Source organism: Aeromonas sp. S12(2024), assembly GCF_041402305.1.
Taxonomy (GTDB): Bacteria; Pseudomonadota; Gammaproteobacteria; order Enterobacterales; family Aeromonadaceae; genus Aeromonas; species Aeromonas veronii.
This window is the reverse complement of sequence record NZ_JBGLRB010000008.1, coordinates 14,061-40,431: the sequence shown is the minus strand read 5'-3', so window position 1 is coordinate 40,431 and position 26,371 is coordinate 14,061. Positions and strand designations below refer to the sequence as shown.

24 protein-coding genes are annotated in these 26,371 nt (G+C 55.3%); 8 read left to right on the top strand and 16 right to left on the bottom strand.

Annotation, left to right across the window (positions count from 1 at the left end):
* The first annotated feature begins 38 nt into the window (after positions 1 to 38).
* A complete protein-coding gene (locus tag ACB035_RS09710; protein WP_021230729.1) occupies positions 39 to 2,030 on the top strand; it encodes a bifunctional 2',3'-cyclic-nucleotide 2'-phosphodiesterase/3'-nucleotidase in 1,992 nt (663 codons plus the stop codon).
* 266 nt (positions 2,031 to 2,296) lie between these two features.
* Here ACB035_RS09710 and ACB035_RS09705 read toward each other — a convergent pair whose 3' ends face one another.
* The 4 genes from ACB035_RS09705 to ACB035_RS09690 form a co-directional block, all read right to left on the bottom strand.
* On the bottom strand, positions 2,297 to 3,262 hold the full coding sequence (locus tag ACB035_RS09705; protein ID WP_005340795.1) for an ABC transporter permease: 966 nt from the start codon (positions 3,260 to 3,262) through the stop codon (positions 2,297 to 2,299).
* Positions 3,263 to 3,264: 2 nt separating this feature from the next.
* Entirely contained in the window at positions 3,265 to 4,383 is a 1,119-nt protein-coding gene (locus ACB035_RS09700; RefSeq protein ID WP_005357011.1) for an ABC transporter permease, read from the bottom strand.
* On the bottom strand, positions 4,383 to 5,948 hold the full coding sequence (locus tag ACB035_RS09695; protein WP_043821432.1) for an ABC transporter ATP-binding protein: 1,566 nt from the start codon (positions 5,946 to 5,948) through the stop codon (positions 4,383 to 4,385). The genes ACB035_RS09700 and ACB035_RS09695 overlap by 1 nt, the downstream gene beginning before the upstream one ends.
* A gap of 85 nt (positions 5,949 to 6,033) precedes the next feature.
* Positions 6,034 to 7,032 carry a BMP family protein gene (locus tag ACB035_RS09690; RefSeq protein ID WP_005340803.1) on the bottom strand — a complete coding sequence of 333 codons (999 nt, stop codon included), beginning with the start codon at positions 7,030 to 7,032 and terminating at the stop codon, positions 6,034 to 6,036.
* 507 nt (positions 7,033 to 7,539) lie between these two features.
* On the opposite strand from ACB035_RS09690, the gene uvrD reads away from it, so the two are divergent.
* The 3 genes from uvrD to ACB035_RS09675 all read left to right on the top strand — a co-directional run bounded on the left by uvrD (position 7,540) and on the right by ACB035_RS09675 (position 11,743).
* Complete coding sequence (uvrD, locus tag ACB035_RS09685; protein ID WP_371167176.1) at positions 7,540 to 9,711, top strand: DNA helicase II; 2,172 nt, start codon at positions 7,540 to 7,542, stop codon at positions 9,709 to 9,711.
* Between the two features lie 143 nt (positions 9,712 to 9,854).
* Positions 9,855 to 10,928: an AAA family ATPase gene (locus tag ACB035_RS09680; protein ID WP_371167175.1), complete on the top strand. Its 1,074-nt coding sequence runs from the start codon at positions 9,855 to 9,857 to the stop codon at positions 10,926 to 10,928.
* On the top strand, positions 10,925 to 11,743 hold the full coding sequence (locus ACB035_RS09675) for a DUF3226 domain-containing protein (protein ID WP_371167174.1): 819 nt from the start codon (positions 10,925 to 10,927) through the stop codon (positions 11,741 to 11,743). Before ACB035_RS09680 ends, ACB035_RS09675 begins: the two co-directional genes overlap by 4 nt.
* Positions 11,744 to 11,834: 91 nt before the next feature.
* On the opposite strand, the gene ACB035_RS09670 is transcribed toward ACB035_RS09675, so the two are convergent.
* The 3 genes from ACB035_RS09670 to ydfZ all read right to left on the bottom strand — a co-directional run bounded on the left by ACB035_RS09670 (position 11,835) and on the right by ydfZ (position 13,416).
* A complete protein-coding gene (locus ACB035_RS09670) occupies positions 11,835 to 12,365 on the bottom strand; it encodes a transposase (RefSeq protein ID WP_371167173.1) in 531 nt (176 codons plus the stop codon).
* A 210-nt stretch (positions 12,366 to 12,575) separates the two neighbouring features.
* Positions 12,576 to 13,013, bottom strand: coding sequence for a DUF2846 domain-containing protein (locus tag ACB035_RS09665; RefSeq protein WP_371167172.1), 438 nt, complete (start codon positions 13,011 to 13,013; stop codon positions 12,576 to 12,578).
* A 205-nt stretch (positions 13,014 to 13,218) separates the two neighbouring features.
* Positions 13,219 to 13,416 (bottom strand): putative selenium delivery protein YdfZ, encoded by a 198-nt coding sequence (gene ydfZ, locus ACB035_RS09660; protein ID WP_005342516.1) that lies wholly within the window; start codon positions 13,414 to 13,416, stop codon positions 13,219 to 13,221.
* 311 nt (positions 13,417 to 13,727) lie between these two features.
* Here ydfZ and ACB035_RS09655 point away from each other — a divergent pair, with 311 nt between their 5' ends.
* On the top strand, positions 13,728 to 14,228 hold the full coding sequence (locus ACB035_RS09655) for a DUF1993 domain-containing protein (protein ID WP_371167171.1): 501 nt from the start codon (positions 13,728 to 13,730) through the stop codon (positions 14,226 to 14,228).
* A 101-nt stretch (positions 14,229 to 14,329) separates the two neighbouring features.
* Here the strand turns inward: ACB035_RS09655 and ACB035_RS09650 are convergent, their stop codons facing one another.
* From ACB035_RS09650 to ACB035_RS09625, 6 genes are all read right to left on the bottom strand, one after another.
* Positions 14,330 to 14,842 (bottom strand): cupin domain-containing protein, encoded by a 513-nt coding sequence (locus ACB035_RS09650; RefSeq protein WP_005357028.1) that lies wholly within the window; start codon positions 14,840 to 14,842, stop codon positions 14,330 to 14,332.
* A gap of 266 nt (positions 14,843 to 15,108) precedes the next feature.
* The gene (locus ACB035_RS09645; protein WP_005340820.1) at positions 15,109 to 15,765 is read right to left on the bottom strand and encodes a DUF3313 domain-containing protein; all 657 of its coding nucleotides are present in this window, start codon (positions 15,763 to 15,765) and stop codon (positions 15,109 to 15,111) included.
* Between the two features lie 392 nt (positions 15,766 to 16,157).
* Complete coding sequence (locus tag ACB035_RS09640; protein ID WP_371167170.1) at positions 16,158 to 17,288, bottom strand: PotD/PotF family extracellular solute-binding protein; 1,131 nt, start codon at positions 17,286 to 17,288, stop codon at positions 16,158 to 16,160.
* A gap of 57 nt (positions 17,289 to 17,345) precedes the next feature.
* Positions 17,346 to 17,981, bottom strand: coding sequence for a LysE family translocator (locus ACB035_RS09635; protein WP_371167169.1), 636 nt, complete (start codon positions 17,979 to 17,981; stop codon positions 17,346 to 17,348).
* Positions 17,982 to 18,021: 40 nt separating this feature from the next.
* Complete coding sequence (locus tag ACB035_RS09630) at positions 18,022 to 18,843, bottom strand: AraC family transcriptional regulator (protein WP_335842365.1); 822 nt, start codon at positions 18,841 to 18,843, stop codon at positions 18,022 to 18,024.
* 60 nt (positions 18,844 to 18,903) lie between these two features.
* The gene (locus ACB035_RS09625; protein WP_371167168.1) at positions 18,904 to 19,662 is read right to left on the bottom strand and encodes a substrate-binding periplasmic protein; all 759 of its coding nucleotides are present in this window, start codon (positions 19,660 to 19,662) and stop codon (positions 18,904 to 18,906) included.
* 257 nt (positions 19,663 to 19,919) lie between these two features.
* On the opposite strand from ACB035_RS09625, the gene ACB035_RS09620 reads away from it, so the two are divergent.
* Complete coding sequence (locus ACB035_RS09620; RefSeq protein ID WP_371167167.1) at positions 19,920 to 20,459, top strand: SH3 domain-containing protein; 540 nt, start codon at positions 19,920 to 19,922, stop codon at positions 20,457 to 20,459.
* A 43-nt stretch (positions 20,460 to 20,502) separates the two neighbouring features.
* Here ACB035_RS09620 and ACB035_RS09615 read toward each other — a convergent pair whose 3' ends face one another.
* Positions 20,503 to 21,702, bottom strand: a complete 1,200-nt coding sequence (locus tag ACB035_RS09615; protein WP_371167213.1) for a 3-deoxy-D-manno-octulosonic acid transferase — start codon at positions 21,700 to 21,702, stop codon at positions 20,503 to 20,505.
* A gap of 236 nt (positions 21,703 to 21,938) precedes the next feature.
* Between ACB035_RS09615 and ACB035_RS09610 the strand changes: the two genes are divergently transcribed.
* Together ACB035_RS09610 and ACB035_RS09605 are read left to right on the top strand one after the other, a co-directional pair.
* Positions 21,939 to 23,000 carry a glycosyltransferase gene (locus ACB035_RS09610; protein WP_371167166.1) on the top strand — a complete coding sequence of 354 codons (1,062 nt, stop codon included), beginning with the start codon at positions 21,939 to 21,941 and terminating at the stop codon, positions 22,998 to 23,000.
* Between the two features lie 52 nt (positions 23,001 to 23,052).
* A complete protein-coding gene (locus ACB035_RS09605; RefSeq protein ID WP_371167165.1) occupies positions 23,053 to 24,030 on the top strand; it encodes a hypothetical protein in 978 nt (325 codons plus the stop codon).
* A 38-nt stretch (positions 24,031 to 24,068) separates the two neighbouring features.
* Here ACB035_RS09605 and ACB035_RS09600 read toward each other — a convergent pair whose 3' ends face one another.
* Together ACB035_RS09600 and ACB035_RS09595 are read right to left on the bottom strand one after the other, a co-directional pair.
* Positions 24,069 to 25,145 carry a glycosyltransferase family 9 protein gene (locus ACB035_RS09600; RefSeq protein ID WP_371167164.1) on the bottom strand — a complete coding sequence of 359 codons (1,077 nt, stop codon included), beginning with the start codon at positions 25,143 to 25,145 and terminating at the stop codon, positions 24,069 to 24,071.
* Positions 25,142 to 26,368 (bottom strand): O-antigen ligase family protein, encoded by a 1,227-nt coding sequence (locus ACB035_RS09595; protein ID WP_371167163.1) that lies wholly within the window; start codon positions 26,366 to 26,368, stop codon positions 25,142 to 25,144. Before ACB035_RS09595 ends, ACB035_RS09600 begins: the two co-directional genes overlap by 4 nt.
* Positions 26,369 to 26,371 lie beyond the last annotated feature (3 nt).

Below are 26,371 nucleotides of genomic sequence, written 5' to 3'. Positions count from 1 at the left end.
GCACCACGCTGGCATACCCATAACAAGAGAATCCAACAATGAAAACCACCCTCAAACTGAGCGCGGTGGCAGTTATCTTTTTGCTGTCCGGCTGTGATGACAACAACTCTCAGGCCCCCGGTGATCTCACTCTGCGGCTGATCGAAACCTCTGATATCCACTCCAACCTGCTGAGTTACGACTACTACCAGAACAAGCCGGATGCCTCGCTGGGCTTCGCCCGCACCGCTGTGCTGATCCGCAAAGCCCGCGAAGAGAACGCCAACAACTTGCTGATCGACAACGGCGACCTGATCCAGGGCACCCCGCTGGCCGACTATATCCACGACCAGCAGGTCAAACAGCAGTGGCTGAGCAAGCAGACCCACCCCGCCATCAAGGCGCTCAACACCATGAGCTATGATGTCGGCAACCTGGGCAACCACGAATTCAACTTCGGTCTCGACTTCCTCTCAGAGACCCTGAAAGGGGCCAACTACCCCTACATCAACGCCAACGTCTTCCAGGCCGATGCCTTCAGCCGTGATGGCAAGGGCACCATCGACTGGAGCAAGCAGAAGTTCAAACCCTATGTGGTGCTGGATCGTCAGGTGAAGGATGCCAACGGCAATACCCAGACCATCAAGGTCGGTGTGCTGGGGCTGACTCCGCCCCAGATCACCCAGTGGGACAAGCGCAATCTGGAAGGCAAGGTGGTGGTGGCCGATATGGTCGAGACCGCCGAACACTATGTACCCGAAATCCGCGCCAAGGGTGCTGACATCGTCGTGGTCGTGGCCCATACCGGCATCATAGGTGACCCGCGCGAACCCATGATGGAGAACGCCGCCCTGCCGCTGGCCAAGGTGAAGGGGGTCGATGCCCTGCTGCTGGGGCACGCCCACCGCACCTTCCCGGGTGACTACCCCAACATGACCGATGTGGACAACGAGAAAGGCACCCTGGCGGGCGTACCGACCGTGATGCCGGGCGTCTGGGGCAACCACCTCGGCATCATCGACCTGCACATGACCTGGAAAGAGGGTCGCTGGGAAGTGGCCTCCAGCCAGTCCCAGCTGCGCAAAATCGACAGCAGCGCCAGCAGCACCGAAGATCAGGCGGTAGTCGATCAGGTCATTGCCGAGCATGAGCAGGCCAACCAGTGGCTGGACGAGCCCCTCAGCAAGATCACCAAGCCGATCCACAGCTTCTTCGCACTGGTGCAGGATGACCCCTCCATCCAGATCGTCAGCGACGCCCAGCTGTGGCACGCCAAGAAGCTGCAACAGGATGGTCAGCTCAAGGAGAAATGGCCCATTCTCTCCGCCGCCGCGCCATTCCGTGGCGGTCGCAACGGCCCGACCGACTTCACCTATGTACCGGCTGGCGATATCTCCCTGCGCAACGTGGCCGACCTCTATGTCTACCCCAACACCCTGCAGGTGGTCGCCATCAATGGCGCGACCGTACAGGAGTGGCTGGAGAAGAGTGCCGTCCAGTTCAACAAGATCGATGCCGCCAGCACCGCTACCCAGTGGCTGGTGAACGAGAAGTACCGCACCTACAACTTCGACGTGATCGACGGGGTGAACTATCAGGTCGATGTGACCAAACCCGCCCGTTACGATGTGGATGGCAACAAGGTGAGCGACAGCTATCGCATCACCAACCTCACCTATCAGGGCAAGGCGATCGACCCGGCCCAGATGTTCTACGTGGTGACCAACAACTACCGCGCCAGCGGTGGTGGCAACTTCCCGGGCATCAACGCCAAGGTGATCGTCCATGAAGATCAGTTCGAAACCCGCGAAGTGCTCTCCGAATACCTCAAGGATCTGGCAGAGAAGAATCCGGCCGGTTTCGAGCCCCCGGCAGACAACAACTGGCAGCTGGCACCCCTGCCCGCCAATCTGGATCTGCGCATCTACAGCTCGCCACGCAGCGAGGCGCAAGCCCTGACCGGTGGCAAGCTGAACTATGTGGAGACCCTGCCACCCACCGATGCCAAACACCCCGGCTTTGGCGTCTACAAGCTGGTGCTGGCACCCTGAACCTCAGGGTTCATCCGGCAATAACCTCTGCAACCCCCTCATGATACGAGGGGGTTTTTGATGGTGCAGGCAGAGGGGTCAGCTCTTGTACGCCAGCCGCTCCCCGCAGCAACTCACGCAGCCCCTTTATCCCTTCACGCCACCATCCCCCTCTATCACACCATCCAGATCCCGGCTGGTCTGCCCCATCCCGCCCATAAAAAAACAGGCCCACCGAAGTGGGCCTGCTGTTATCTGCGTGATCGGGAATATCGCAATAAAAGGCGCTACTCCCGCTCCTTCACATAGGGGGTACCAAGTGCCTTGGGAGCCACAGCTCGGCCGATAAAACCGGCCAGCAGGAACACGGTCAGGATGTAGGGCAGTGCCTCGATGGCCTGCACCGGAATGGCGAAGCCACCGATGCTGACCCCTTGCAGACGGATGGCGACTGCATCGAGGAAACCGAACAGCAGACAGGCTGCCATGGCATTCCAGGGGCGCCACTTGCCGAACACCAGCGCCGCCAGCGCCATAAAGCCCTTGCCCGCACTCATATTGGGGATGAACTGGGCCGTCTGGGCCACCGCCAGATAGGTGCCACCGATACCGGCCAGCAGGCCGCCGATGAGGAGCGCGGTGTAGCGCATCCGCACCACAGAGATACCGGCGGTATCGACCGCTGCGGGCGCCTCGCCCACCGCCCGCAGACGCAGACCGAAGCGGGTACGGAACATCACCCACCAGGCCAGCGGCACGCAGGCGAACGCCACATACTCCAGCAGGGAGTGGCCGCTCAGCAGTTCGCTGTAGAGCTGGCCGATCACCGGCACATCCCACAGCTCCTTGGCATAGGGCAGATCGATGGGAGCAAAGCGGGCATCACCGGAGAGCGCCGGGGTCTGGCCACCCTGATCGAACCAGTAACGGCCCAGGGTGACGGTCAGACCGGCCGCCAGAATGTTGATGGCCATGCCGCTCACCACCTGATCACCGCGATGGGTGATGGTGGCAAAGCCGTGCATCAGGGCAAACAGGATGGAGACACCCACCCCGGCCCCCAGACCTACCCAGGCAGAACCGGAGACCGCCGCAGCCGCACCACTGGCGAACGCCGCCGCCAGCAGTTTGCCTTCCAGCGCGATATTGACCACCCCGGAGCGCTCGCAGAACATACCCGCCATGGCCGCCAGAATGAGCGGCGGCGCAGTACGAATGGTCGCATCCAGCATCAGGATCAGAATTTCAAACATGATCAGACTCCTTTAGCTTGCGCGGCTGAGCGGTTGGCAAACGCCAGATAGAGCTGCTCGATGCGCGGACGCATCATGTGCTCAAGGGCACCACAGAACAGGATCACCAGACCCTGCAACACCACCACGATGTTGCGGTCGACACCGAACTCGAAGCTGAGCTCGGCGCCCCCCTGATAGAGGAAACCGAACAGCAGGCTGGCGATGATGACGCCGACCGGGTGGTTGCGCCCCATCAGCGCCACCGCGATACCGGTGAAACCGAACCCTTCCACGAAGTTGAGCTTGATCTGGTGCAGCTCACCCTGCAGCACGTTGAGGGCAAAGAAGCCCGACAGCATGCCGGAGATCACCATCGCCAGGATCACCACCTTGGGATAGGAGATACCGGCGTAGGCAGAGGCACTCTGGCTGGCCCCGACCGAGCGGATCTCGTAACCCCAGCGGGTGTGCCAGATAAAGACCCACACCAGCGCCGCACAAATCAGCGCCCAGAAGAAGCTGATATTGAGGGGGCTGTTGGGGATCTCCATCCCGAACAGGTTCGCCAGCCCGCTCATCTTGGGCAGCCAGCTTGCTTCGGCAAACACCTTGCTCTCGGTCGCCATCGAGCCGGGCGGCTTGAACACCTCCACTAGCAGATAGGCCATCAGCGAGGCGGCGATAAAGTTGAACATGATGGTGGTGATCACGATATGGCTGCCGCGCTTGGCTTGCAGCCAGGCCGGAATAAAGGCCCAGGCCGCACCGAACAGACCACCGGCAATGATGGAGAGCGGCAACAGCAGGGCAAACGGCAGCACATCGCCGAGCATCAGACAGACCAGACCGACACCGAGCCCGCCGATATAGGCCTGACCTTCACCACCGATGTTGAACAGACCGGCGTGGAAGGCGACCGCCACCGACAGACCGGTAAAGATAAAGCCGGTTGCGTAGTAGAGGGTGAAACCAACCCCTTCACCTGTGCCGAACGCGCCGTACCACATGATCTTGGCGGCATCGACCGGGTTGATGTCGAGGTAGTAGAACAGAATGGCCGACACCAGGAAGGCCAGCAGGATGTTGACCGCAGACAAGACGCCTACGGAGACCCAGGCAGGAATACGTACTTGGCTCATCAGTGGGCCTCCTTGGCAACTTCGTCCGGCACTATGTTCGCCATCATCAGACCAATGGTGCGCTCATCCGCCTTGGCACCATCCAGCTCGCCGACGATGCGACCATCGGCAATGACCAGAATGCGATCTGCGAGGCTCATGATCTCGTCCAGCTCCACCGAGACCAGCAGCACCGCCTTGCCCTTGTCGCGCATGGCGATGATCTGCTGGTGGATATACTCGATGGCGCCGATGTCGACCCCGCGGGTCGGCTGGCCGATCAACAGCACATCCGGGTCCTGCTCCACTTCACGGGCGATCACCAGCTTCTGCTGGTTGCCACCGGAGAAGTTGGCGGTCTTGTGATCGGGATGGGGCGGGCGCACGTCCCACTTCTCCATCTTGGCCTGGCAATCCTGCTGGATCGCCTCCTTGTTCTGCAGCCACCCCTTGTTGTATTGCGGACGGCGGTGATAACCGAGAATAAAGGCCTCTTTCGCCTCGAAGCGGTTGATCAGCCCCATCTTGTGGCGATCTTCCGGCACATGACCGAGGCCGTAATTGCGCACCAGCTCGGGATCGGCCGGGTGCTCCGCGCTCACCTTGTGCACGCCGCTGCGGCTGCTGATGGTGAAGCCGCCCTTGCTCGGCTTGAGAATACCGCCAAGCAGGCTGAGCAGTTCGGACTGACCGTTGCCGGAGACCCCGGCGATGCCGACCACTTCACCGGCCCGCACCTCGAAGCTGACCGATTTGACCCGCTCCACCTTGCTGGCATCGACGTAGCTGAGCCCTTCGATCTTCAGCTTGGCTTCACCGGGCTGGGTTGGCCCCTTGTCGACCTTGAGGCGCACCTTGCGGCCCACCATCAGTTCGGCCAGCTGCTCCTTGTCGGTATCCTTGGTGGCGACGTGGGCCACCATCTCGCCACGGCGCATGATGGAGACCTGATCGGTAATGGCCAGGATCTCCCGCAGCTTGTGGGTGATGAGGATGATGGTTGCCCCCTGATCCCGCAGCTTTTTCAGCACCTCGAACAGGTGATCCGCCTCTTGCGGGGTCAGTACCCCGGTCGGCTCGTCGAGGATCAGGATGCGGGCGCCGCGATAGAGCGCCTTGAGAATTTCAACCCGCTGTTGCAAGCCAACCGGCAGATCTTCGACCTTCTCGTGCAGCGGCACGTCTAGGCCATAATCCCGCGCCAGTTCGCCAAGCAACTTTTCGGCTGACGCCACGCTCTGCTGAAGGTGCCAGCCGTTCTCAGCGCCGAGGATGACGTTTTCCAATACGGTGAAGTTATTGACCAGCATGAAGTGCTGGTGAACCATGCCCACGCCTGCGGCAATCGCATCTTGTGAGCCATGGGGTTTGAAAGGATTCCCGTCGATCAGCATCTCGCCTTTGTCGGCATGGTAGAAACCATAAATGATGCTCATCAGGGTGGACTTACCGGCGCCATTTTCGCCGACAATGCCGTGGATACTGCCTTTGCGAACCTTAAGGTCGATCAGCTTGTTGGCGTACACTTCGCCGAACCGCTTATCGATACCTCTTAATTCGATGGCATAGCGATCTGTCTGGTCCATGATGCAGCCCTGCGTTTCATGAAATAAGACTAAAAACCGGCCCGTGCGGGCCGGTGGTGCGTTGAGAGTCGTAGCAACTATCTAATTAGTATTTGCAGGTGTTATCGCTCATGTAGTCATGAACCTTGACCTTGCCAGCGATGATTTCAGCCTTGATGGCATCTACCTTGGCTTTCATTTCCGGGGTGATCAGCTTCTCGTTGTCCTTGTCGAGCGCCCAATCCACACCGCCTTCCGCCAGACCCAGGTTCTTGATACCCGGCTTCCACTCGCCTTTGGCAGCGTCATCCCAGGTCTGGTAAGCGGCCAGACCCACAGACTTGACCATGGAGGTCAGCATGGTGCCCGGTTGCAGGTGGTTCTGGTTGGAGTCCACCCCGATGGCGAACTTGCCGCTGTCCTTGGCTGCCTGATAGACACCGATACCGGTACCGCCAGCCGCGGCGTAAACCACGTCAGCGCCCTTGGCGAACTGGGACTTGGCCAGCTCGGCACCTTTGGCCGGGTCAGCAAATGCGGCCGGGGTAGAGCCCGCCATGTTCTGGAACACTTCGATCTTCGGATTGACGAACTTGGCACCCTGCTCGTAACCGCACTGGAATTTGCGGATCAGCGGGATATCCATGCCGCCCACGAAGCCGACCTTGCCGCTCTTGGAAGCGATGGCAGCCAGCGCGCCCACCAGGAAGGAACCTTCATGCTCCTTGAAGATGACGGACTGGACGTTCGGCTTGTCGACCACCATGTCGATGATGGTGAACTGGGTTTTCGGGAATTCGGTCGCCACTTTCTCAACGGCAGAGCCCATGTTGAAACCGACCGCCACGATCGGGCCGTTGCCACGGCTGGCCAGACGACGCAGACCCTGCTCGCGCTGGGCTTCGTTCTGGGGTTCAAACTCTTTGACCTTGACGCCCTTGTCCTTGTTGTAGAGCTCGACGCCGTTACGGAACACGGCTTCGTTGAATGATTTGTCATACTTGCCCGCGGTGTCATAAATGACGGCTGGCTCGGAAGCAGCCTGAGCAGAGAGAGCAGCGAGAGTGAGGGAGGCCACAGTGGCCAGCTTGAGCACTTTAGTCACGATCGTATCCTTGATTGTTATTAAGTGAGGGAACTTGCTTGCCTGTCAGAGCAGGCTATCTAGCACGCAGGCTTACTCTAAGTCAGCCCCGATGCGGGTCAAGCAAATGATAAGGGAAAAACGTTTGCGTTAACGGTTTGAATTCTAAGCAAATAACCTTATAAGCAGTTGTTTTTTAGCTACTTTTCAGTTTTTTATGCTAACAACCAAAAGACCCAAACGACATTTCTCTTATTGTTCAGCAAGTTACTGTAAACCGTTTTCCCCTCTTATTCATCCAGCCCCCCGGCAAGCCCGTGATCCGGCTCGCAAAATCCCTACAAACCGCGCGAGCAAGGATTGGCTACAGCTGGAAACCTCCCCGCCCTCCTCTCTCTGCGCCAGCCAAAAATGGCCGCACCGGCGCCCCTGCAAGACCCCATCTCGCCCCTCCCCCCGAGTTTGGATTTGGTCTGGCAGGGGGGATGGCCGTATAATCCCCGCCTGTATAAATAAACAGGAGTGGTGATGGACGTTTCAACCCTGCTCGACGGGCTCAATGACAAGCAAAGAGACGCGGTGGCGGCCCCCCGTTGCAACCTGCTGGTGCTGGCCGGTGCCGGTTCGGGCAAGACCCGGGTGCTGGTGCACCGTATCGCCTGGCTGATGCAGGTGGAACGCTGTTCACCCTTCTCCATCATCGCGGTCACCTTTACCAACAAGGCGGCGGCCGAGATGCGCGGCCGGGTCGAGAAGGTGATCGGCGACGGCGTGCGCGGCATGTGGATCGGCACCTTCCACGGCATCGCCCACCGTTTGCTGCGGGCCCACCATCTGGATGCGGGGCTGCCGCAGGATTTCCAGATCCTCGACTCCGATGACCAGTACCGCCTCATCCGCCGGGTGCTCAAGGCGCTCAACCTCGACGAGAAGCACTGGGCCCCGCGCGCCGTGATGGGCTACATCAACGGCAAGAAGGACGAGGGCTTGCGCCCCGGCGACATCGATCTCTACGGCGATCCCGTCACCCGCACCTATCAGCAGATCTACAAGACCTATCAGGAGACCTGCGATCGCTCCGGTCTGGTGGACTTCGCCGAGCTGCTGCTGCGCGCCCACGAGCTGTGGCTCAACAAACCGCACATCCTCGAACACTACCGCGACCGCTTCCAGAACATCCTGGTGGACGAGTTTCAGGATACCAACGGCATCCAGTACGCCTGGCTGCGGATGCTGGCGGGCAATAGCGGCAAGGTGATGATCGTCGGCGACGATGACCAGTCCATCTACGGCTGGCGCGGTGCCAAGATCGAGAACATCCAGCGCTTCCTGACCGACTATCAGGGCGCCGAGACCATCCGCCTCGAGCAGAACTACCGCTCCACCGCCAATATCCTCAAGGCCGCCAACAGCGTCATCGCCAACAACGCCGAGCGCCTTGGCAAGGAGCTGTGGACCGAAGGGGCCGAAGGCGAGCCGATCTCCCTCTACGCCGCCTTCAACGAGGTGGACGAAGCCCGCTTCGTGGTCGGCCGTCTCAAGGATTGGAAGGAAAAGGGCGGCCTCCTGGCCGACTGCGCCATCCTCTATCGCTCCAACGCCCAGTCGCGGGTGCTGGAAGAGGCGCTGATGCAGGACGCCATGCCCTACCGCATTTACGGCGGCCTGCGCTTCTTCGAGCGGCAAGAGATCAAGGACGCCATGGCCTACCTGCGGCTTATCAACAATCGCGGCGACGACGCCAGCTTCGAGCGGGTGGTCAACACCCCGGCCCGCGGCATCGGCGATCGCACCCTCGAGATCCTGCGCGGCAACGCCCGCGATCAGGGGCTCAACCTGTGGCAATCGGCCAAGGCGCTGCTCAACGACAAGGTGCTGACCGGTCGCGCCGGCAATGCGGTGCGCGGCTTTGTCGAGCTGATCGACGCGCTGGAGGAGCAGGTCTCCCTGCTGCCGCTGCACCAGCAGGCGGATATCGCCATCCAGAACTCCGGCCTCAAGGCGATGTATCTGGCGGAAAAAGGCGAGAAATCCCAGGCGCGGGTAGAGAACCTGGACGAACTGGTCACCGCCTGCCGCCAATACCAGCGCCCGGACGAGCTGGAAGATATGAGCGATCTCTCCGCCTTCCTCGCCCACGCGGCGCTGGAGTCCGGCGAGAATCAGGCGGACGAATATGCCGACGCGGTGCAGCTGATGACCCTGCACAGCGCCAAGGGCTTGGAGTTCCCGCTGGTACTGCTGGTCGGCGTCGAAGAAGGCATGTTCCCCAGCCAGCAATCCACCGAGGAGTCGGGCCGGCTGGAAGAGGAGCGCCGTCTCTGTTACGTCGGCATGACCCGCGCCATGGAGAAGCTCTACATCTGTTATGCCGAGAGCCGCCGCATCTACGGCCGCGAGATGTTCCACAAACCGAGCCGCTTTATCCGCGAAATGCCCGCCGAGTGTCTGGAAGAGATCCGGCTGCGCACTCAGGTCAGCCGCCCCACCCAGTACGGCCGCTTTAGCCAGAATGAGGTGCAGCAGAGCTTTGACGCCAGCGGCATCAAGCTCGGCCAGCGGGTGCTCCATCCAAAATTCGGCGAAGGGGTGGTACTCAACTTCGAAGGGGTCGGCCAGCAGAGCCGGGTGCAGATCCAGTTCGACGACGTCGGCGCCAAGTGGCTGATAACAGCCTATGCAAGATTGGAAACCTTGTAAGATGGGCGTCTAAATGCAAGGCTCACGAACCTCATCAGCGATGACTGCTTGCAAATCACAGGGTCACCATTATAGGTTATTTTTTTCTTCCCTGTATTTTGTGGGATTACTGTGCGTGAAAGTTACAGGCTAGGGATAACGAAATGAAAATACAGCAGCTTTTATTTTCCGAAGTAGGCCCACTGATTGATCAATCAATCTGTCTAATTAATGACTGGTCAGATGACATTGAACACAATGTCTTATTGACTGGCCCAAATGGCTGCGGGAAATCAACCGTATTGCGAGCGGTAGCAATGCTTTGGTTGGCGTTGGGAGATTGGCTTGATGGGAGAAAACCACTTCCTAAAAACGCGAACACAAGAGAATGGTTACAACGCTGGGGTGGTTGTGCGGTGGTATTATCTGATATTCCAAATGTACCGCACCCTAAAACAGAAAAAGCAGGTTTGCTGGGAATCATTTTTGGTGAAACGACTTGGGTGGAGCAAGTGCAGACTCAACTGCCAGATGTTCAATGGATCGGTGAGTCAGTCAGCCGTACTGGTAAACCAGGAGCACCTAAGCGAGATTTACTGATCCCTGCGGGCCAGTGGTTGGAAGATTTGGCGTTAGCACGACGTAAAATGGTGTTAGGTTTTGAGAAATCCAGCTTCCCAAATTTGATTTATTTAGATGCAGAAGAGCGTCGCTGGGTCAGCCCACGGCGTGGTGTGGGTGGTGTCGTTGCAGATGATCCTGCCAGCCGCTGGATGCCACGTTATTTGGCAAACGAAGACTGGAAAGGCCAACTAGAAGCTTCACTCATTTCGTTGAAAACAACGCAGCTACGCACTTTTCATGCAGTAATCCGTCGTCTGAACGAATTCTTACAAGGCAAGGAAATCGACCCAGATATAAAGCCGGGTGAAAACCGCCTTCGGGTAAAGGTAAAAAGCCAGCGTGGAGTAGTGCATTCGATGGATGACTTGAGTGCAGGTGAACATCAGGTCTTGATCCTGATTTATGTATTGGAGCGCTGGGGGGAAAATGGTTGTGTAGTAATGATCGACGAACCGGATCTGTATCTGCACCCATCACTGGTCAGTAGTATGTTGGCCTGTCTTGAACTATTGGTATCTGACAAACAAGGTCAACTGCTGATTACATCTCATCAACCAGAAATCTGGAAACGCTATGAGCTAAACGGTAAGCGAATTGAGCTGGGGGCTGAATGAGCAAAATTGATCAGTTCATTGCTAGCGTTAAAACGCAACAGATCGCTCAAACAGGGAAACAAGTATTGCTTGTTGAGGGTGAGGATGATGTGAACGTGTTTAGAGCATTTCTTACCAAGAAACGTACTAACTGGGAGCAACATTGGGTTGTAATTGCAGCACATGGTAAATCGAAGGTAATTGAGATAGTCGGCAAAGAACCAGATTGGTTAGGAGTAATTGACCGAGATGAATGGACTGATGCCGACGTACAACAAGCATCGCAACAAAATGCCAATTTATTTGTATTACCACGTTTTTGCATCGAAAGTTATCTGATTGTCCCTGACGAGATCTGGACTGCATTACCTGACGTGCAACGCGCAAAGATGCCGAATAACCAAGCTGACCTAAATGCAGAGATTAATGGCTCGTTAGTGACATGGATTAGGCATGCCGCTCTATGGCAAGTGGTCAACCCCCTATACCAGCGGATGCGTCAACCAAACCACCGAGGAACCATTCTTGATAACCCCCTAGTCGTCCCAAATCGCCAAGCGCTAGAGCAAATCTTGCAAGCTTGGCTTGATGGGCTTGACTCAACACTAATTGCCAATGAGGTTGATGCACTGGAGCAGCAATATCTGGGCATGAACCATCACGAACTTTTTACTAAGCATCTGTATGCTAAAAAGTTTTACCCTATGGTTGTGCACCAAGCATTGAATCGCTTGCTTGGGCAAAAGTCAGAAGATGTACGTATGAACGCTCTTCTGCGAACCCTTCCGCTCCCCGCGGACCTTGAACCGTTATGGGTTCAGATGGGAATCAATTGAGAAGGAAACTAGGGCCGTAGGTTCGATTAGCGAAGCGTAATCGGACGATCGCGTAATCGAACGCTTACAACGGAACAACCCTTTTAGGGGCTTACTCCAATCCCCCCGATGCCCCATCCACCGACCCGCACCAATCCGGTGGATAGACGCCGCTCACCACATAACGATGGAAGGTGGAATACGGCCAATCGGCTACCCGCGTGACATGACCATGCTTGAGCGGGTTGATATGGACGTAATCCATATGGCGGCGGTAATCCTGCTCATCCCGGATCAGGTGCTCCCAATAATGGCGTTGCCAGATGCCCCGCTCCCCGTGGCGTAAGCGGGTCTGGCTGTGCCGCTCGTTCACCGGCAAGGCGCGGGAAAAGTGGCTTTTTATCAACCGCCAACGCAGGGGGAAATCGGTATCCCCCTCCGGCAAAGAGAGAATGCAGTGGAGATGGTCGGGCAACACCACCCATGCATGCATGGCGAAGGGGTGAGCCTGTTGCACCTTGGCAACGCTGTGACGCAGCAGCTCGATCTGCTCCACCAGCAACCGGTTGTTGCGCCGCTCCAGCAGGTTGACGGTAAAGAACCAGGTTCCTCCTGGCCACCATGCCCGCCGCCAGTTGGCCATCCCTTTCCCCTCGTTGAGACAGAAAAGCCAAGCATAACCTTGCCTCACTTCGATCTGCTTGCGGGTCGTGATGGTGCGGATGTTCGATTACGCGATCGTCCGATTACGCTTCGCTAATCGAACCTACATGGACAGGAAATCTGGAACACCCACTTTCGGGCAAAGGCGTAACTGGTGAAGCTACGCCTTGTTTTTAATGAAAGCATCTAGTCACTTAACCAGCTTGCTCTCCATCACCCCTTGTTTGCCTTCTTCCTCACTGACCTGGCTCAGCTTGGAGCGGGCCATCAGCAGGCCCATCTTGACCTCCTGCCAGACGTAGTAGTTTTTACCCGCCTCGGTGCTGAGGGTCAGGGTGGCATCGTTCTCCGACTTGGAGGTGATGGTGTGACTGCCCGGAGTCACCTGCTTGAGGATATAGCTGTGGGCCACGGTATCGCCGACCGCCATACCATCCACCAGCAGCGGCATTTTAACGGCCGCCCCGAAGGTCTCGTTGCGATAGATATAGAGGTTGGCCGCATCTTTGGGCGCCACAAACTGCTTGGCCTGCGCGTCTGCGGTGGTATCGGCCATAGGCACGGAAGCACAACCGGAAAGCAGCGCCGCCGACAGCAGGGCGGCACTCATCACTATTTGCCTGAACATAGTCGTTATTTTTTAGTGGGTTAACGGGATTTAAAGGTTCGCATGAGCCTGCGCTGGCTGACAATCGCTCAAATCGAGTGGGGTGTGACCCGGCTCAATTTTTCGGCATTTGGTGGGATGAAGGTGGGGGAAATCAGAAACCCGGCCGCCAGATGGGGCGCGGCGGCCGGGTGAATTGTAAAGAGTAGGGTGACAGGGAAAGGGATCAGCCTAGTCTAATCAACTCGATGGGGGCGTAGCGCTCACCGGAGTTTGCCAGCAGCACGCACTTCTCATGCTCCGCCTGATAGGGGGTCATGTTGTCGGTGTGGGCCTCTTTCAGAAAATCGACTGCGCCAGTGGCGGCAATCATGACGCGCTGACCCAGGTTCAGCACATTGCGGTTACGGTCATAGATCTTCATTTCATTCTCCTTTTCTTGTGTCCTGGCGAATGCGCAGGCGTCTGTCCAGGACAACGGCATTCAGCCTACGCCCCTGAAAAAAGGTGATTTATGTCACAGATCAAAAAAGGGGCGATAAGGGACTCGCAGGCTCAAAAAGCGAGCATGGCGGCTTGGCCAACGGCTGTCGCGCGAAGTAGCGCTACTCTGCCCTTTTCGTCGCGACGGGCTCGAACCCGGCAGCGGTTGGGGTATATTGGTGGCCGATTAGCCAGTCTCATTCACTGTGGCCGCGCAAGCGAGCCGCTGTTTCAACAAGATGGAGAGTGCTCATGAATCGCGATATCACCGCCCAGTTCATCAAGATGCTGACCAATCTGGATCACTGTCTGGCCAAGGCCGAGGCCCACGCCGCGGCGAAGCAGTTCAACGTGGATAACTTCTTCGGCGAGCGGCTGATCGTCGATATGCTGCCGCTGTCCAAGCAGGTGCTAATCTGCTGCGATTCGGCCCGCGCCGTGGTCGCCACCGCCAGCCACAGCGAGCTGCCGGCCATGGGCGATGACCCCAAGACCATAGCGGATCTGCGCGCCCATATCGGCAAGACCATCAGCTATCTGCAAGGCAAGCTGGACGCGGACTACAGCCAGTATGCCAGCGGCCGTTACGTGCCCCACTGGGCGGGCGGCAAGGGGATGGATGGCCATACCTGCGTCCATGAGTACGGCATTCCCAACTTCTACTTCCACCTCACCATGGCCTACGCCCTGCTGCGCCGCGCCGGGGTCGATCTCGGCAAGCGCGACTATCTGGGCGGGCTCAACCTGCAATAAGCGCTGCTCGCCACAGGTGGCCAAGAGATAGCAAAAGCCTGCCACACGGCAGGCTTTTTCATATCGGGTGGTGCAGATCTGGTGCGCAGAAAGGCTCCGCCCTAGAAGGGGCCGTTGCGCTCGCGCAGCTTGTCGGGCAGGCCGTCGTGATCACCCAACTCGCGCTCGGGTACGTCATCCCAGTGCAGCTTGCCGAGGGTGATATTGCGCTCGGGATGCACGGCGTAATGGATGCGGTTGTCCTCCCGATCGGTATCGCCAATGCAGAGCAGGCGGACAGTCTCTTCGGTGTTGTTGATAAAGGCGTGGGCCAGCCCGTCACCGGCCTTGAAACCGACCGAATCGCCCGGTTGCAGCCGATAGAGCACGCCGTCGAGCCAGACATCCGGCGTCCCCTCCAGCACGTGAACAAACTCGTCTTCGGTCTTTTCGGCATGGGGCCAGCTGGTGCGATGGCCGGGCTCGACGATCTCGTGGTGAATGCCGATGCGGCTAAAGCCGAAGTGTTTGCCGAGGGCGCAGCCGCGAGAAAGGGGCTCCTGACTGCCGGAGTAGTAGCGCGGCGTCTGCTCTTGCAGCTCGCTCCAGTGTTTGATGCAGGGGTGGCGATTCATAGTGGTTCCTTTTCTATGAGGATGCGGTCACGGGAAGGGTCATCCTAACTGCCTGAATGCGGCTGAGAAAAGCAGAAATCGGTCAGCCCACTTCGCAGCAGATGGTGAAAAGACGGACTCGGCTGCGGGTCGATTCCCATCCTGCAAGGGCTGTGCGGCCATGCCAGCGGCAGCGGTGCGGACAAAAATGGAGACAAAAGAGGGAGCCGCTGGCTCCCTCTCTCGATCTGTCTGCACCCGTTTTCTGAGGCTCTTATTTCCTGCTCTTATTTCCCCAGATTGTCCGCCAGCTGTTTGGCACGGCTGGCCGCCCACTGGTCGATCATCTTCTCCATCTCCTCGGCGGTGATGGGCTCATCCTTGTGGGTGGTATCTGTGCTCTCGCGGGCATCCATCACCCGCACCAGCAGCTTGCCACTCCGGGAGTCGAGCAGTTGGGCCATGCTGCCCACCTTGAGCAGGTAGGGCTCCTTGCCGATCACTTCGCGGGTGACGTTGATGGCGATCTTGGCGGGCAGCAGGTCACGCAGCTTGGGATCGGGGCGAGTCAGGTCGAAGTTGGTGACAGCGGCCTGGATCCGCATGACTTTCGGGCCGGGGGCTGTGGCGATCTTGACGCCCTGCTTGATCAGCTCGCTCTGGAACTTGTCGTGGTAGTAGCGGCCAATCTGGTTCTGTTCGTTGGCGGTCAGCAGATACCACTGACCGTTCTCCTGCCGGATAAACTGCAGCGGATCGAGCAGCACCTCATTGTATTGGCGCAGGTCAACACCCGGCTCCTTGTAGACGCGCTGATTGGGGTTGCTCTCGCTCTGCTGGAAGGCTGTCAACGGGATTGCCTGCAAGCTGTGGGATACCTGATTCTTGACGGCGCAGCCACCCAGCAGGGCCGCAGCCACGGCAACCATCACGACCTTTTTCATATTTGCTCCTGCATTTTACTGTTTGTTTTTGCGGTGGATTTCGCACCACATGGCTGGATAACCCGTGCCGGATGCCGCCAATGTCACAGAGAAATAACCTATTCATCACCTTCCCACAAGGGACAGATCAGGATTGTTCAGCTCACATCCAAGTTGTCACAATTGAGGCACTTTTGTACAGGGTCAGCCAGGGTACGAACGGCAATCTGGCGAGGGTTCGGTTGTTTAATCCGGCTAAATGGGATTGCGGAAAGCGCGCAGTTTTTTCAAACGATGGGGGCCAACGAGCGGCGTGGGTTGAATGGGGGAATGCTCTGGAACGCGCGATGACCGATCATCAGCCATCTTGCGCAAACTTGCCTGCCGCCGGAGAAGCGACAGGACACTCCTCTTCAGTTATCCAGATCCCAGGGGCACTGCTTGACCAGCCCCTCTTTGCCGCTGGCGACGATCGCCTGCTGCACCATCCGTTTGTAGCGATTCTTGATATGGGCGGGCAGCGCGGGCACCAGCAGTCGCTCGTCAAACTCCGGCAGCGGGCGATCCGGCAGCACCGCCTGCTCCTGCGGACTGAGGGGCGGCCGGGAGGCCATATTGCTGGCCGAGATGGTGGGCGTGCCCACCAGCATCTGGCGTTGCAGCGGCGCGCTCAGCAGAAAATCCACCAGCAGGTAGGCAGCCTTAAGCCGTGCGGGATCATCCCCGACATGACGGGCGATGGAGATCGCATCGAGGGCATAGATGGCCCCCTCCTGCACCATGGCGATCCGCCACTGCTGATCGTTCTGCTTGTTGCACTCCACCAGCTCCAGCCCCCAGGTGGTGGCAAAGGTCTGCTGACGCAGATCCTCGCAGCGGTTGGCCTGATTGAACCAGAAGCCGCGACTGGCCTGCAGCCGCTGCGAGAGCTGCTGCTCCACCTCTTGCTGCAACCTCTTGTCGGCCAGCATCTCGCCGCTGGCAAACAGGGCGGGCGACTTACCAAGGGAGAGCAGCACCGAAAAGAGCAGCGGCTCGAACTGGTCGCAGAACTCGGCAAACTGACCCGATGGCGAGCTGTTGGCGAGCACCTGCCAACTGGTGGGCGCTTGCGGCACCTGCTTGCTGTCATAGGCGAGGCTGAACATGGCGTAGGAGAAGGGCACCGAGTAGTTGCGCTCCCCCTGCTTGTCATACTCGGTGTTCTTGAGGGCGGGTTTCACCTCGGCGTAGTGCTGCAGGCGACTGAAATCGATGGGGAGCAGCAGCTTGAACAGCGGCTGGTGATGGGCCTTGTAGAAGTAGCTGGTCGGCAGCACCACATCGGCGCTGCGGGTGCGCAGGGCGCGGTAGACGCTGTCGAAATCGGTCAGCAGCGGCTCGATCCGGCTGACCGTCGCCTCCACCCCATGGGCTTTGGCGTAGTCGGCAAACTGTTGTTCATAACCCGCAGGCAGATAGCCCCACTCCAGCAATTTGAGCTGAACCGGGGCCGCCAGCGCCGGGGTCATCCCCAACAACCAGCAAAGAGGCAGTAGACGCATGGCCGGGCACTCCTGACAGGTAAACCTTGTTGGAGTATAGGCCCATGCGCCGACTCGTCAGACCATCAGCTCGGCGCCCATGCTCGCCAGAATGGAGAGGCTGACCACCGCAAACAGCACGCCGGTCACCAGATTGAGTGGCCGCTGCACCCGCAGCAGCAGGCGCTGGGCACGATCGGTGGAGAGGCTCAACGCCAGCAGCCCGAACCAGCAGAGGGAGATGATGAAGAGCTCGCCCACCAGCAGGCTGCGGGTCATTCCATCCACCTCTGGCGTCACCATGGCAGCCAGCAGACCGATAAAGAACACCAGCGCCTTGGGGTTGAGCAGATTGGTGGCAAGGCCAGTGCGCACGCCCCTGCCCCAGCCGCGCAGCTCGTTGGCGGCGCTCTGCATCACGGTACTGCTCTGCTGGCGAGCCGCCATCAGGGCGCCCCACCCCAACCAGCCCAGATAGAGGGCGCCGCAGCACTTGATCACCATAAACAGCAGCGGATGGCTGGCAATCAGCATGCTGATCCCGGTCAGGCTCAGGGTGGCGTGCACCATGATCGCCAGCGAGATGCCCAGCGCCGCGCCAAGGGCGGTCGGCCGGTGCAGGCTGGTGCGCAGGATCAGGGCGAAATCGGGGCCGGGGCTGGCCAGTGCAATCAGGTGCATCAGGCCGAGGGTAACGAACAGACTGGTCAGCATAACAACTCTCGCTTTAACGACGGAGAGCCAGCATGGCGGATCAGCGGGAGACTCGGCTTGTAAAAGATTGCATCTGGGCACGAAATTCGGCGGGTGTCAGACCGAATGCCTGGCGAAAGCCGTGGTGGAAGTGACTCTGATCGAAGAAACCGACCGCCAGCGCCACCTCGCTCACCGCCATCCCGCTCGCCAGCAGCCGTTTACCCTGCTCCAGCCGCAGCCGTTTCAGCCAGGCGTAGGGGGTCATGCCGCTGCGCTTCTTGAACTGGCGCAGGAAGGCGAAACGGTCGAGCCCGAGCAGCCCCGCCAGCTCTTCCAGCGAGTGGGGCTCGTCGAGGGCGGCCATCAAATAGTCGCGCAGGAATCGTAGTTGGGGATCGGCCAGCTGGTGTACCTCGGGGGCCAGATGCAGCAGCTCCCCCAGCAGGGCGAGCAGCTGGCTCTCGATCAGCAGGCCATCGGCCTTGGGGTTGTCGAGATAGCCGTGCAGCTGGGCAAAGCCCTGATAGAGGTCGGGGCGGCTCTGCAATCCCTTGTCGAAGAAGGGTTCCGGCTGCTCCGGCAGCCAGAGCGCCAGCTGCTGGGGATCAATGGCGAAGACCCGCACCTCGTACCCTTCCGGCAGCAGGCTGAGGCCGTCGTGCACCTCATCCGGGTTAACGGTAGAGAGCACCCCGCGCACCAGATGGTGGCTGTTCCCCTTGTGGATAAACTTCTGGCCCCCCCGCTGCACCAGCCCGATATGGTAGTCGAGATGGACATGGCGGCCGTAGCTGAACGCCCTGTGGTGGGAGTGTGACAGCTCGACCCCCGGCAGGTGCGGGGATTGCCAGTAGCGGATGAGGGAATCGGTGGTATTCATGGCTTATAGATACACCAGAAGCGGGCCTTGGACTTGTAGATTATTGCACGCAACCCCCTCTCAACGCCCCCACAGCCGCGGGGTTGGCTCCACCAGCGAGGCGAGCGGCACCCGCTCCACCATCTGACGCATACGCTGCACCAGTTCGGGATTGCCGTCCCCCAACGACTTGTTCAACACGATATGCACCTGCAGCGGGGTGACCGGCAGGTAGATGAGGCGGGTCGCCGCAGGAAGTTTGGCGCGAAAATGGTTGGCGGAAATATCGTTGGAGAAGAGCGCGGCATCGATGCGCCCGCGCAGCAACTTCTGCATGTTGCCATGCTCCCAGCTGAGCTGGGATAGGGTGTCGATGTGGATCTGCGGATGCTGCAACAGCGGCGGCACGATCGCCTGACTCGACCAGCCGATAGTCGTGCCGAAGAGATCTTCCTGCCGCTCAACCGCATGAAGTCGCGATGGCACCAGTACCACCAGCACCGGCCGCAGCAGCAACAGGTGGGGGTCTATATAGCGAAAGTGGCGAGCACGCTCGGGACTGTAACTCAGCAGCGGGGTCAGATCGCACTCGCCGCTCTCGAGGTTGCTGAGCAGCCGCGCCACATTGAGCCCCTGCCACTCGATGGTACGCCCGATCGCGGGTTCGATATGACGGCGAAAGTAGTCGATCACCGGCCCGGAGACCTCGCCCTGCTGATCGATGGTGACCAGCGGCGCCAGCTGGAAGACGCATCCCCGCAGTGGCGCGTTGATCTCCACGGCCTGGCTGATGGTCATAAGAGGGGGAAGAAGTGCCGATAGCAGTAATACCAAACGCATACCCGAACGAGAGATGCCCATAAGTGCCGACCCGATGCCCTGATAGCCATCAGCATGGCACAAGGCAAAGGGGCGGGCTATCCGCTCCTGCCGCGCTTCGGCCTCTTGCGCCCCCGACTCCCATGACCAATGGGCCCCCGTTTTATTGCGGTGAAAATCAATAATTCCGCGGCTTTGATGGATTTTGGTCTCTTGAGATATAGTGCGGCCCCATTCATTAAACCGGCGGATGAGCGCCCCGCCGGACAGGTAGATTCATGAGACTGTTTTTGCTGTTGTTGTCGTTGTTTGCTGCGACCGTAAGTTCTGATGAAAAGCCGCGCCTGCCCTATTACGACTGGGGTCGCTGCCCGTTTGAGGGTTGTACCTATCAGGCGTGGACCACCAAGCAAGAGGTGATCGTCAGAGCCGAGCCATCCCTGACGGCCAAAGCGCTGTTCCGGCTACCCCGCGGCCAGCAGGTGGAAGGGCTGACCGGGGTCGTCATTACCGAACAACCGGGGATCGTCGAGATACTCAGATCGGTCAAGCTGGGCTACAGCAAAGAGGGCAAAGGGCCGCTGTTGAATATGAAGGCAGGGGAAACGCTTTATATCCTCGGCGGACTGGGCGAAGGCAATAGCCTGTTCTGGTACAAGGGCAAAACCTACATTCTCGATTATGACTATGCGCGCAAAGAGATCAGATACGGCCGGTCACCGCAGAACCAGGGGTGGGTAAAAATTCGGGACAAGCAGGGGCGTGAGGGTTGGGTTGCCGAAGCCAAAAACTTCGCCCATATGGACCGTTTCGAATAGTGACAGCCAGCCCCCCGAGACCGGGGGGCTGGCCGTGAATGACTCACTGCTTGGGTTGCAGCTTCATCTCTTGCAGATACTCCAGCACCTGGGTTTTGTAGTCCGCCTGATAGGAGAACTTGGTGCTATCGCACGCCGCAATCAGGTTCACCGCGGTGCAGAACAGGGTGGCTGCCAGCAGCCCCTTGCCAACCCACTGCGGGTAACGGCGGCTCCAGCGCACCAGTAACAGCAGGATCGGGAACAGGGCGTAGGGGAAGATCAGCATCAGGTGCCAGTAGTTGAAGATGATGGGCGAGAGCGCCGAACTCACCAGCACCGCCAGCACCGCCGCCAGCGCATAGAGACCGAGCCAGCTTTCACCATCCACTGGCGCGCGATCGCTACGCAGCAGACGTGGCTTGAGTTCGCGCCACAGCTGCCAGTTGGCCTTGGCCGCCAGCAGCACAGTTGCCGAGCCTACCCCGTAGATCACCACCCGCCACAGCCAGACTGCCGCCATCTGCAGGTATTCGTGCCCCGCCAGCCAGATGAACTGGGTGTCGTTGACCAGCTTGCTGGCAAACAGCCAGGAGCCGTAGCGCAGCCAGTAGAGCACTGATTTCAACACCGGATAGACATGCACCAGCCCCCAGCCGATATAGCGCTGGCGCGCCTCGGGATCGACGTTCTGGGTGATGTGGCTGTTGCTCATCACTTCCATCGCGTAAGGGATCAGGGAGGCACCGATCAGCAGGGTCGCCACCACCACCCCGCTCCAGCTCACCTTGAGAATGCGGCGCCAGAACAGATAGGTGGACATTACCGCCAGCAGCGGCCAGGAGTAGTGCAGCTGCATCGCCATGCCGATGGCCAGTAGGTGAACGATCATGTGCCAAAAGGAGGCCCGCTCGCGCATATGCCAGGCAGACCAGCAGTGCATGGCCGAGAAGAGGAACAGATAGGAGGGGTTGTAGAGCAGACTCTCGTACTGGAACCAGGGGTTAAGCCAGCAGAGCACCAGAAACAGCAGGCGCACCCTGTCATCAAACACCTGACGGATCACCGCATCAAACAGCAGGAATCCGACCAACCGCATCGCCAGCAGCAACACCATGGGGGCATAGGGAGAATCCCACAGCAGCAGCGGCCCGCCAATCAGCCAGGCCGACAAGCTCCCCGGCACATTGCCCACCGCACTCGCCGCATTGCCATAGCTGAGCCAGACCCCCTCATAAGCCCCAAGGTAACCCTTGTAGAGCATCTGGGTCTGGTCGCCGGAGAGGAGTTGGTGATCGGAAAACAACCAGGAAAGCAGCAGCCCGGCAAATATACAGGCCGCGAATAATGCGTTATGGTAGCGCCCACTAAGACCAATCATTGATCCATACCTATTGAAAAAATTGCTAACGACTTTAACAGTTGCCACCTGATTTTGCTCGTTTACGATTCACATTTTTAGTAGATTTACCAGTCAGTTATGAGACCCGCGGAGCAGTTATGACCCCACCAGTTAAAAAGTTTTTATTCATTGTTGAAGACTTGTATGGTGGTGGTGCGGAAAAGGTTTTGCTCAATACCGCATCCTTGCTAAAAGATGCCGGTGCAGATGTAACCTTGTTTACCTTGCGGGAAAAAATAGACCATACGCTACCTGACAACATTCACCCGATTAATCTTGGCATTGTCACAAAGCTGACTAAAGCCATATCCAATGTTGCGGTTGAAAAAATACAAGCGTCGCTGATCCTGAAAAGAATCAAAGAGATTTCACCTGACGTCATCATCTCATGCTCATGTGATAAAATTACCAGGCACCTGCCTGATACACTGAATATCTATTACTGGATCCACGGTAATGTCACCGGTTTTGCCAAAGACAATGCCAAAGGATATGGAAAATTCAAGTGCTTCTATAATGGCAAGAAACTGATCTGCGTATCTCGTGGCATCGCGGACGACATTTTACAAAATGTAAAAGCCACACCAAAATCGTGTCAGGTTATATACAATCCGTTTGATATCGAGAATATTCAAGCGTTGGCTAATGTGCCTTTCAGCAAGCCATTCGACAAGTATTTTATCCATGTCGGCACCTTCGAAGAGCGGAAACGCCATGATCGTCTCTTGCAGGCATATCAGCTAAGCGGCGTTGATACACCACTCGTCCTGATGGGAAAAGGGGAGCGGCGTCCTCACATTGAGGCCATGATCGAGGAGATGAACCTTGCCAACAAGGTGAAAATCATCGATTTTCAGAAGAATCCCTACCCCTATATCAAAGCTGCCCAAGCACTTATCCTGACATCAGATGCAGAAGGGCTACCAACAGTGCTTATTGAAGCGCTTATCTGCCATACGCCGGTTATCAGTGTGGATTGTCCATCTGGACCGGCAGAAATTCTTACTGGGCCACTGCAAGATAACCTTTGCGCCCTTTTTGACATTCCCAAAATAGCGCAAAAAATATCTCGTATGGATATTGATAAAATGCATATACCAGATCATTTTTACAGCCCATTCTCTAGTACAGAGACCATAAAATCATTTATGTCACTTTAGTTTATTAAATTTAATGAAATAACATTGAAATGTCATTTTGAGAGCGAATCCAATGAATATCCTATTAATAGGTATTGATAACGCAGGGCTCATTACCCCGATAGTTGAAGAGATGCGACAACAAGGACACGTGGTTACATTTATTGAGAATGGAGAAATATCTAGATATGATTACCTGCACCCAGTAGAGAGAATATCAAACTTAATTTCAAAGGCTCTGTTTAAAAGAAATTTAAAACAAGAAAGAAGCTGGCTGTCGACCACCCAGTTTTTGAATGGTTTTACAAAAAACCGCCACTTTGATATCACGATCCTCACTAATCCTGATATTTACACGGCAGAACATCTGACACAGCTCAAAAAATGCACCAACAGGATGATTTGCCACCTGTGGGACAGTACTCTCAGAATGCCAAATAATATCAAAAACATTTCACTTTTTGATAAAGTTTTGAGCTTTGATCCGCAAGATGTTAAAAAATATGGCTTTACACCAGTAACTAACTACTATAAAAAGAATTTAACCCCACTCCAACCAAACAGAAACTATGATGGTGATGTGTTTGGTATTTTTAGCTTTGATCGTGAACGCTACGCCTTTATAACTGCATTTCTGGATGCCAACCCAGACTTAAAAATTAAAATCATGATTTATGTTGATCACCACCGAAAGATCAAAAAAATAAGAGACAAGAGAATAGAAATAATTACCAAGCCAATTACTGGTGATGAACTATTGGCAATCTCATCGGCTTATCACTGTATTCTTGATATAGGATACCAGTCACAAAAAGGCTTGTCTTTTAGATTCTTTGAGTCTCTTGCCTATGAACAAAAGATAATATCAAATAACAATACCGCAGAGACATTTCCGTTCTTTCATCCCAACAACATATTTTGCATAACAGATACAGATCTAAAAGTCTCACCTGACTTTTTAACGATCCCTTATCATCACATATCTGACGATATAAAAAATCAATACAGACTAGATATATGGGTAAATAAATACATAAAGGCGATGCTTTAATTTTTATTCTGCACCAAGCTATGGTGCAGAAATCTAAATTATTGTGCTATGTACTGAACATACCAATCATTAAATTGATTCTCAAACCCCTCCATATTAATGTAGTTTACATTTTGTTCTTTTTTGGCATCAACATACATTACCATGGCTTTCTCAAAATTTGGTAACCACTCCCGGTTTTCACCTTTACCAAAATTATCATTATATATTCCAAATATAGGTTTTTTAAGCCCTGCAGCAATGTGTACTGTCGCCGTATCTACAGACACGATACCGATACTATTTCTTATTTGAGCGAATAGAACACCTAAAGAATGGGATGAGTCATGTGTGATAACTCTTTCCCTTAAGATATCAGGCATTCTCCTGATATTGTGTTCTGTTTCAATTTTCTTTATCGGTGGATAGAGCAAACATACATTATATCCAGGCTTGCTCAACATAACCTTCAGGATCTCGATAATTTTTTCATCATTAAATGTTCGTGAGCTGCCACTACCGTAAGGATTAAAACAGATTGTGGGATTATCAGGCCAGCTAGATTTAACGCTTGACTCATCTTCAAGATATTCTGGAACAATATAATCTGTATCGGGGTTATCAACCCCCATTTTATTAACGGCCAAGGCAAACTTCTGTGAGAAGTGAATATTCTTGGTTAAATGACCAATTTTAATATTCACACATTTTATTTTGTCATCTATACCAATAACATTTTTTACAGATAATTTTGAGATAAAGAAAATATCTTTCATCTTCATTTCATTAGTAAGATGAACAAGATATTCAACATCTCCTATATCTCTAGCCAATGAGGCGAGTGCTGCATAACTTGGTCTTTTCGGAATAGAATAAACTTCATCAAAAAGAAATTGGTTTTTAAATAAAGACCTCATCTCAGGAGTTGTAATTGCAACTACTTTTTTTCCTGGAAACTTCTTTTTTATTTCACGAGCAACCCAAGATGATACTATGGCATCCCCCAATTTGGCATCCCAACGAACAAAGACTATAGCACCATCATCACTTGAAGCTGATTTCAAAGACCGGTCAAAAAGCACAATCCCTATTTTACGACGAATGATATCGCGCCATGATTGCAATTTCTTAATCATTTTCTTCCCTCCAGAGGCGATACCTTTATTGTGGTAGTTAAAGCCGAAAATAAAAACATGAAGAATATCATCCCGGAGTTATGACTTATAAATGCTTGACTCAAGCTATAATCAACAAGAGTTAATGATGAAACCGCCAACATACTACTAACCAACAAGTTATCTCTATTTTTACTCGCAACCCAAAGTGGATAAAAGTACAGCAGAGCTAACATCAAGAAGCCTATAATGCCGCGTTTAGCCAATTCATCTAAAAATTGATTATGTGCATGTGAGTTAAAATTATAAATGAACTCGGATATAGAACCATTATTATATTGGTTTAATTGTGATAAGCGAATGCCGTTATTTCCCCAACCAAAAATTGGTTTTTCCAAAAAAGAGTTATATGCACTTTCCCACAACTGCAATCGAATGCCTAGAGATGTATCCGGGTTCACACCATCAAAATAATGAACAACATCTGCTTTCGCATTATATATCCTGTCCATTACGCCACTTTGCGGAAGCATAGCCAAGAAAAACAATAAGGCACATACTGTACTTGCATAGAGACCATCTTTGAGGGATAGCTGTTTTCGAAAATAAAAAACTATTGTAAACAATACGATTGGAAGTAAAACCCAGCCACCTCTGGTCCCGGAGAGAAAACTGCCTATCCCCCCCATTAAAAATGAAAGAAGCATAATGGCAGCAATGCTTTTCTTCCCTAAATGGCGGAACCAAAAAAAAGCACATAGACATAACAATGCCAATGTCATGCTGATGTTGCCTGACTGAATTGGCATGCTTTCATCAAAAGCTCGTGGCATTCCTAAATAAACTTTCTCATATATCGCAATTAGACCTGAACTAATTGCTCCAATAGAAAGCCCCGCAATAAACACATTAATATTCACGGGAAACAAACTCAATAAAGGCAATGTCATTGCAGCCATTAATAGGCGACTGGGTCGGTCTAACTCTTTTAGAGCACCACCATCAATCCAGATTGACACTGCCTGGATGATAAAAAAAGAGATGAATATATATGATAATATTTTTACCTCAGAACTCATTGCCACATAATACTTTTTACGCCAAAAGACAAAAACACTTGCCAAAACTAAAATGCTAGGCCCATATCCATAGCCACTGGGAACAGTTAAAACTATTGCACCAAATAAAAAAGCTGCAAATTGCACAATATTATTTAGTCGTAAGTACTTTTTATCTAAATTCACAAG

Coding starts and splice junctions, on each gene's coding strand:
- ACB035_RS09710 (WP_021230729.1), top strand. CDS start 39: ATGAAAACCACCCTCAAACTGAGCGCGGTGGCAGTTATCTTTTTGCTG.
- ACB035_RS09705 (WP_005340795.1), bottom strand. CDS start 3,262: ATGTTTGAAATTCTGATCCTGATGCTGGATGCGACCATTCGTACTGCG.
- ACB035_RS09700 (WP_005357011.1), bottom strand. CDS start 4,383: ATGAGCCAAGTACGTATTCCTGCCTGGGTCTCCGTAGGCGTCTTGTCT.
- ACB035_RS09695 (WP_043821432.1), bottom strand. CDS start 5,948: ATGGACCAGACAGATCGCTATGCCATCGAATTAAGAGGTATCGATAAG.
- uvrD (WP_371167176.1), top strand. CDS start 7,540: ATGGACGTTTCAACCCTGCTCGACGGGCTCAATGACAAGCAAAGAGAC.
- ACB035_RS09680 (WP_371167175.1), top strand. CDS start 9,855: ATGAAAATACAGCAGCTTTTATTTTCCGAAGTAGGCCCACTGATTGAT.
- ACB035_RS09675 (WP_371167174.1), top strand. CDS start 10,925: ATGAGCAAAATTGATCAGTTCATTGCTAGCGTTAAAACGCAACAGATC.
- ACB035_RS09670 (WP_371167173.1), bottom strand. CDS start 12,365: ATGGCCAACTGGCGGCGGGCATGGTGGCCAGGAGGAACCTGGTTCTTT.
- ACB035_RS09665 (WP_371167172.1), bottom strand. CDS start 13,013: ATGTTCAGGCAAATAGTGATGAGTGCCGCCCTGCTGTCGGCGGCGCTG.
- ydfZ (WP_005342516.1), bottom strand. CDS start 13,416: ATGAAGATCTATGACCGTAACCGCAATGTGCTGAACCTGGGTCAGCGC.
- ACB035_RS09655 (WP_371167171.1), top strand. CDS start 13,728: ATGAATCGCGATATCACCGCCCAGTTCATCAAGATGCTGACCAATCTG.
- ACB035_RS09650 (WP_005357028.1), bottom strand. CDS start 14,842: ATGAATCGCCACCCCTGCATCAAACACTGGAGCGAGCTGCAAGAGCAG.
- ACB035_RS09645 (WP_005340820.1), bottom strand. CDS start 15,765: ATGAAAAAGGTCGTGATGGTTGCCGTGGCTGCGGCCCTGCTGGGTGGC.
- ACB035_RS09640 (WP_371167170.1), bottom strand. CDS start 17,288: ATGCGTCTACTGCCTCTTTGCTGGTTGTTGGGGATGACCCCGGCGCTG.
- ACB035_RS09635 (WP_371167169.1), bottom strand. CDS start 17,981: ATGCTGACCAGTCTGTTCGTTACCCTCGGCCTGATGCACCTGATTGCA.
- ACB035_RS09630 (WP_335842365.1), bottom strand. CDS start 18,843: ATGAATACCACCGATTCCCTCATCCGCTACTGGCAATCCCCGCACCTG.
- ACB035_RS09625 (WP_371167168.1), bottom strand. CDS start 19,662: ATGCGTTTGGTATTACTGCTATCGGCACTTCTTCCCCCTCTTATGACC.
- ACB035_RS09620 (WP_371167167.1), top strand. CDS start 19,920: ATGAGACTGTTTTTGCTGTTGTTGTCGTTGTTTGCTGCGACCGTAAGT.
- ACB035_RS09615 (WP_371167213.1), bottom strand. CDS start 21,702: ATGCTCTACAAGGGTTACCTTGGGGCTTATGAGGGGGTCTGGCTCAGC.
- ACB035_RS09610 (WP_371167166.1), top strand. CDS start 21,939: ATGACCCCACCAGTTAAAAAGTTTTTATTCATTGTTGAAGACTTGTAT.
- ACB035_RS09605 (WP_371167165.1), top strand. CDS start 23,053: ATGAATATCCTATTAATAGGTATTGATAACGCAGGGCTCATTACCCCG.
- ACB035_RS09600 (WP_371167164.1), bottom strand. CDS start 25,145: ATGATTAAGAAATTGCAATCATGGCGCGATATCATTCGTCGTAAAATA.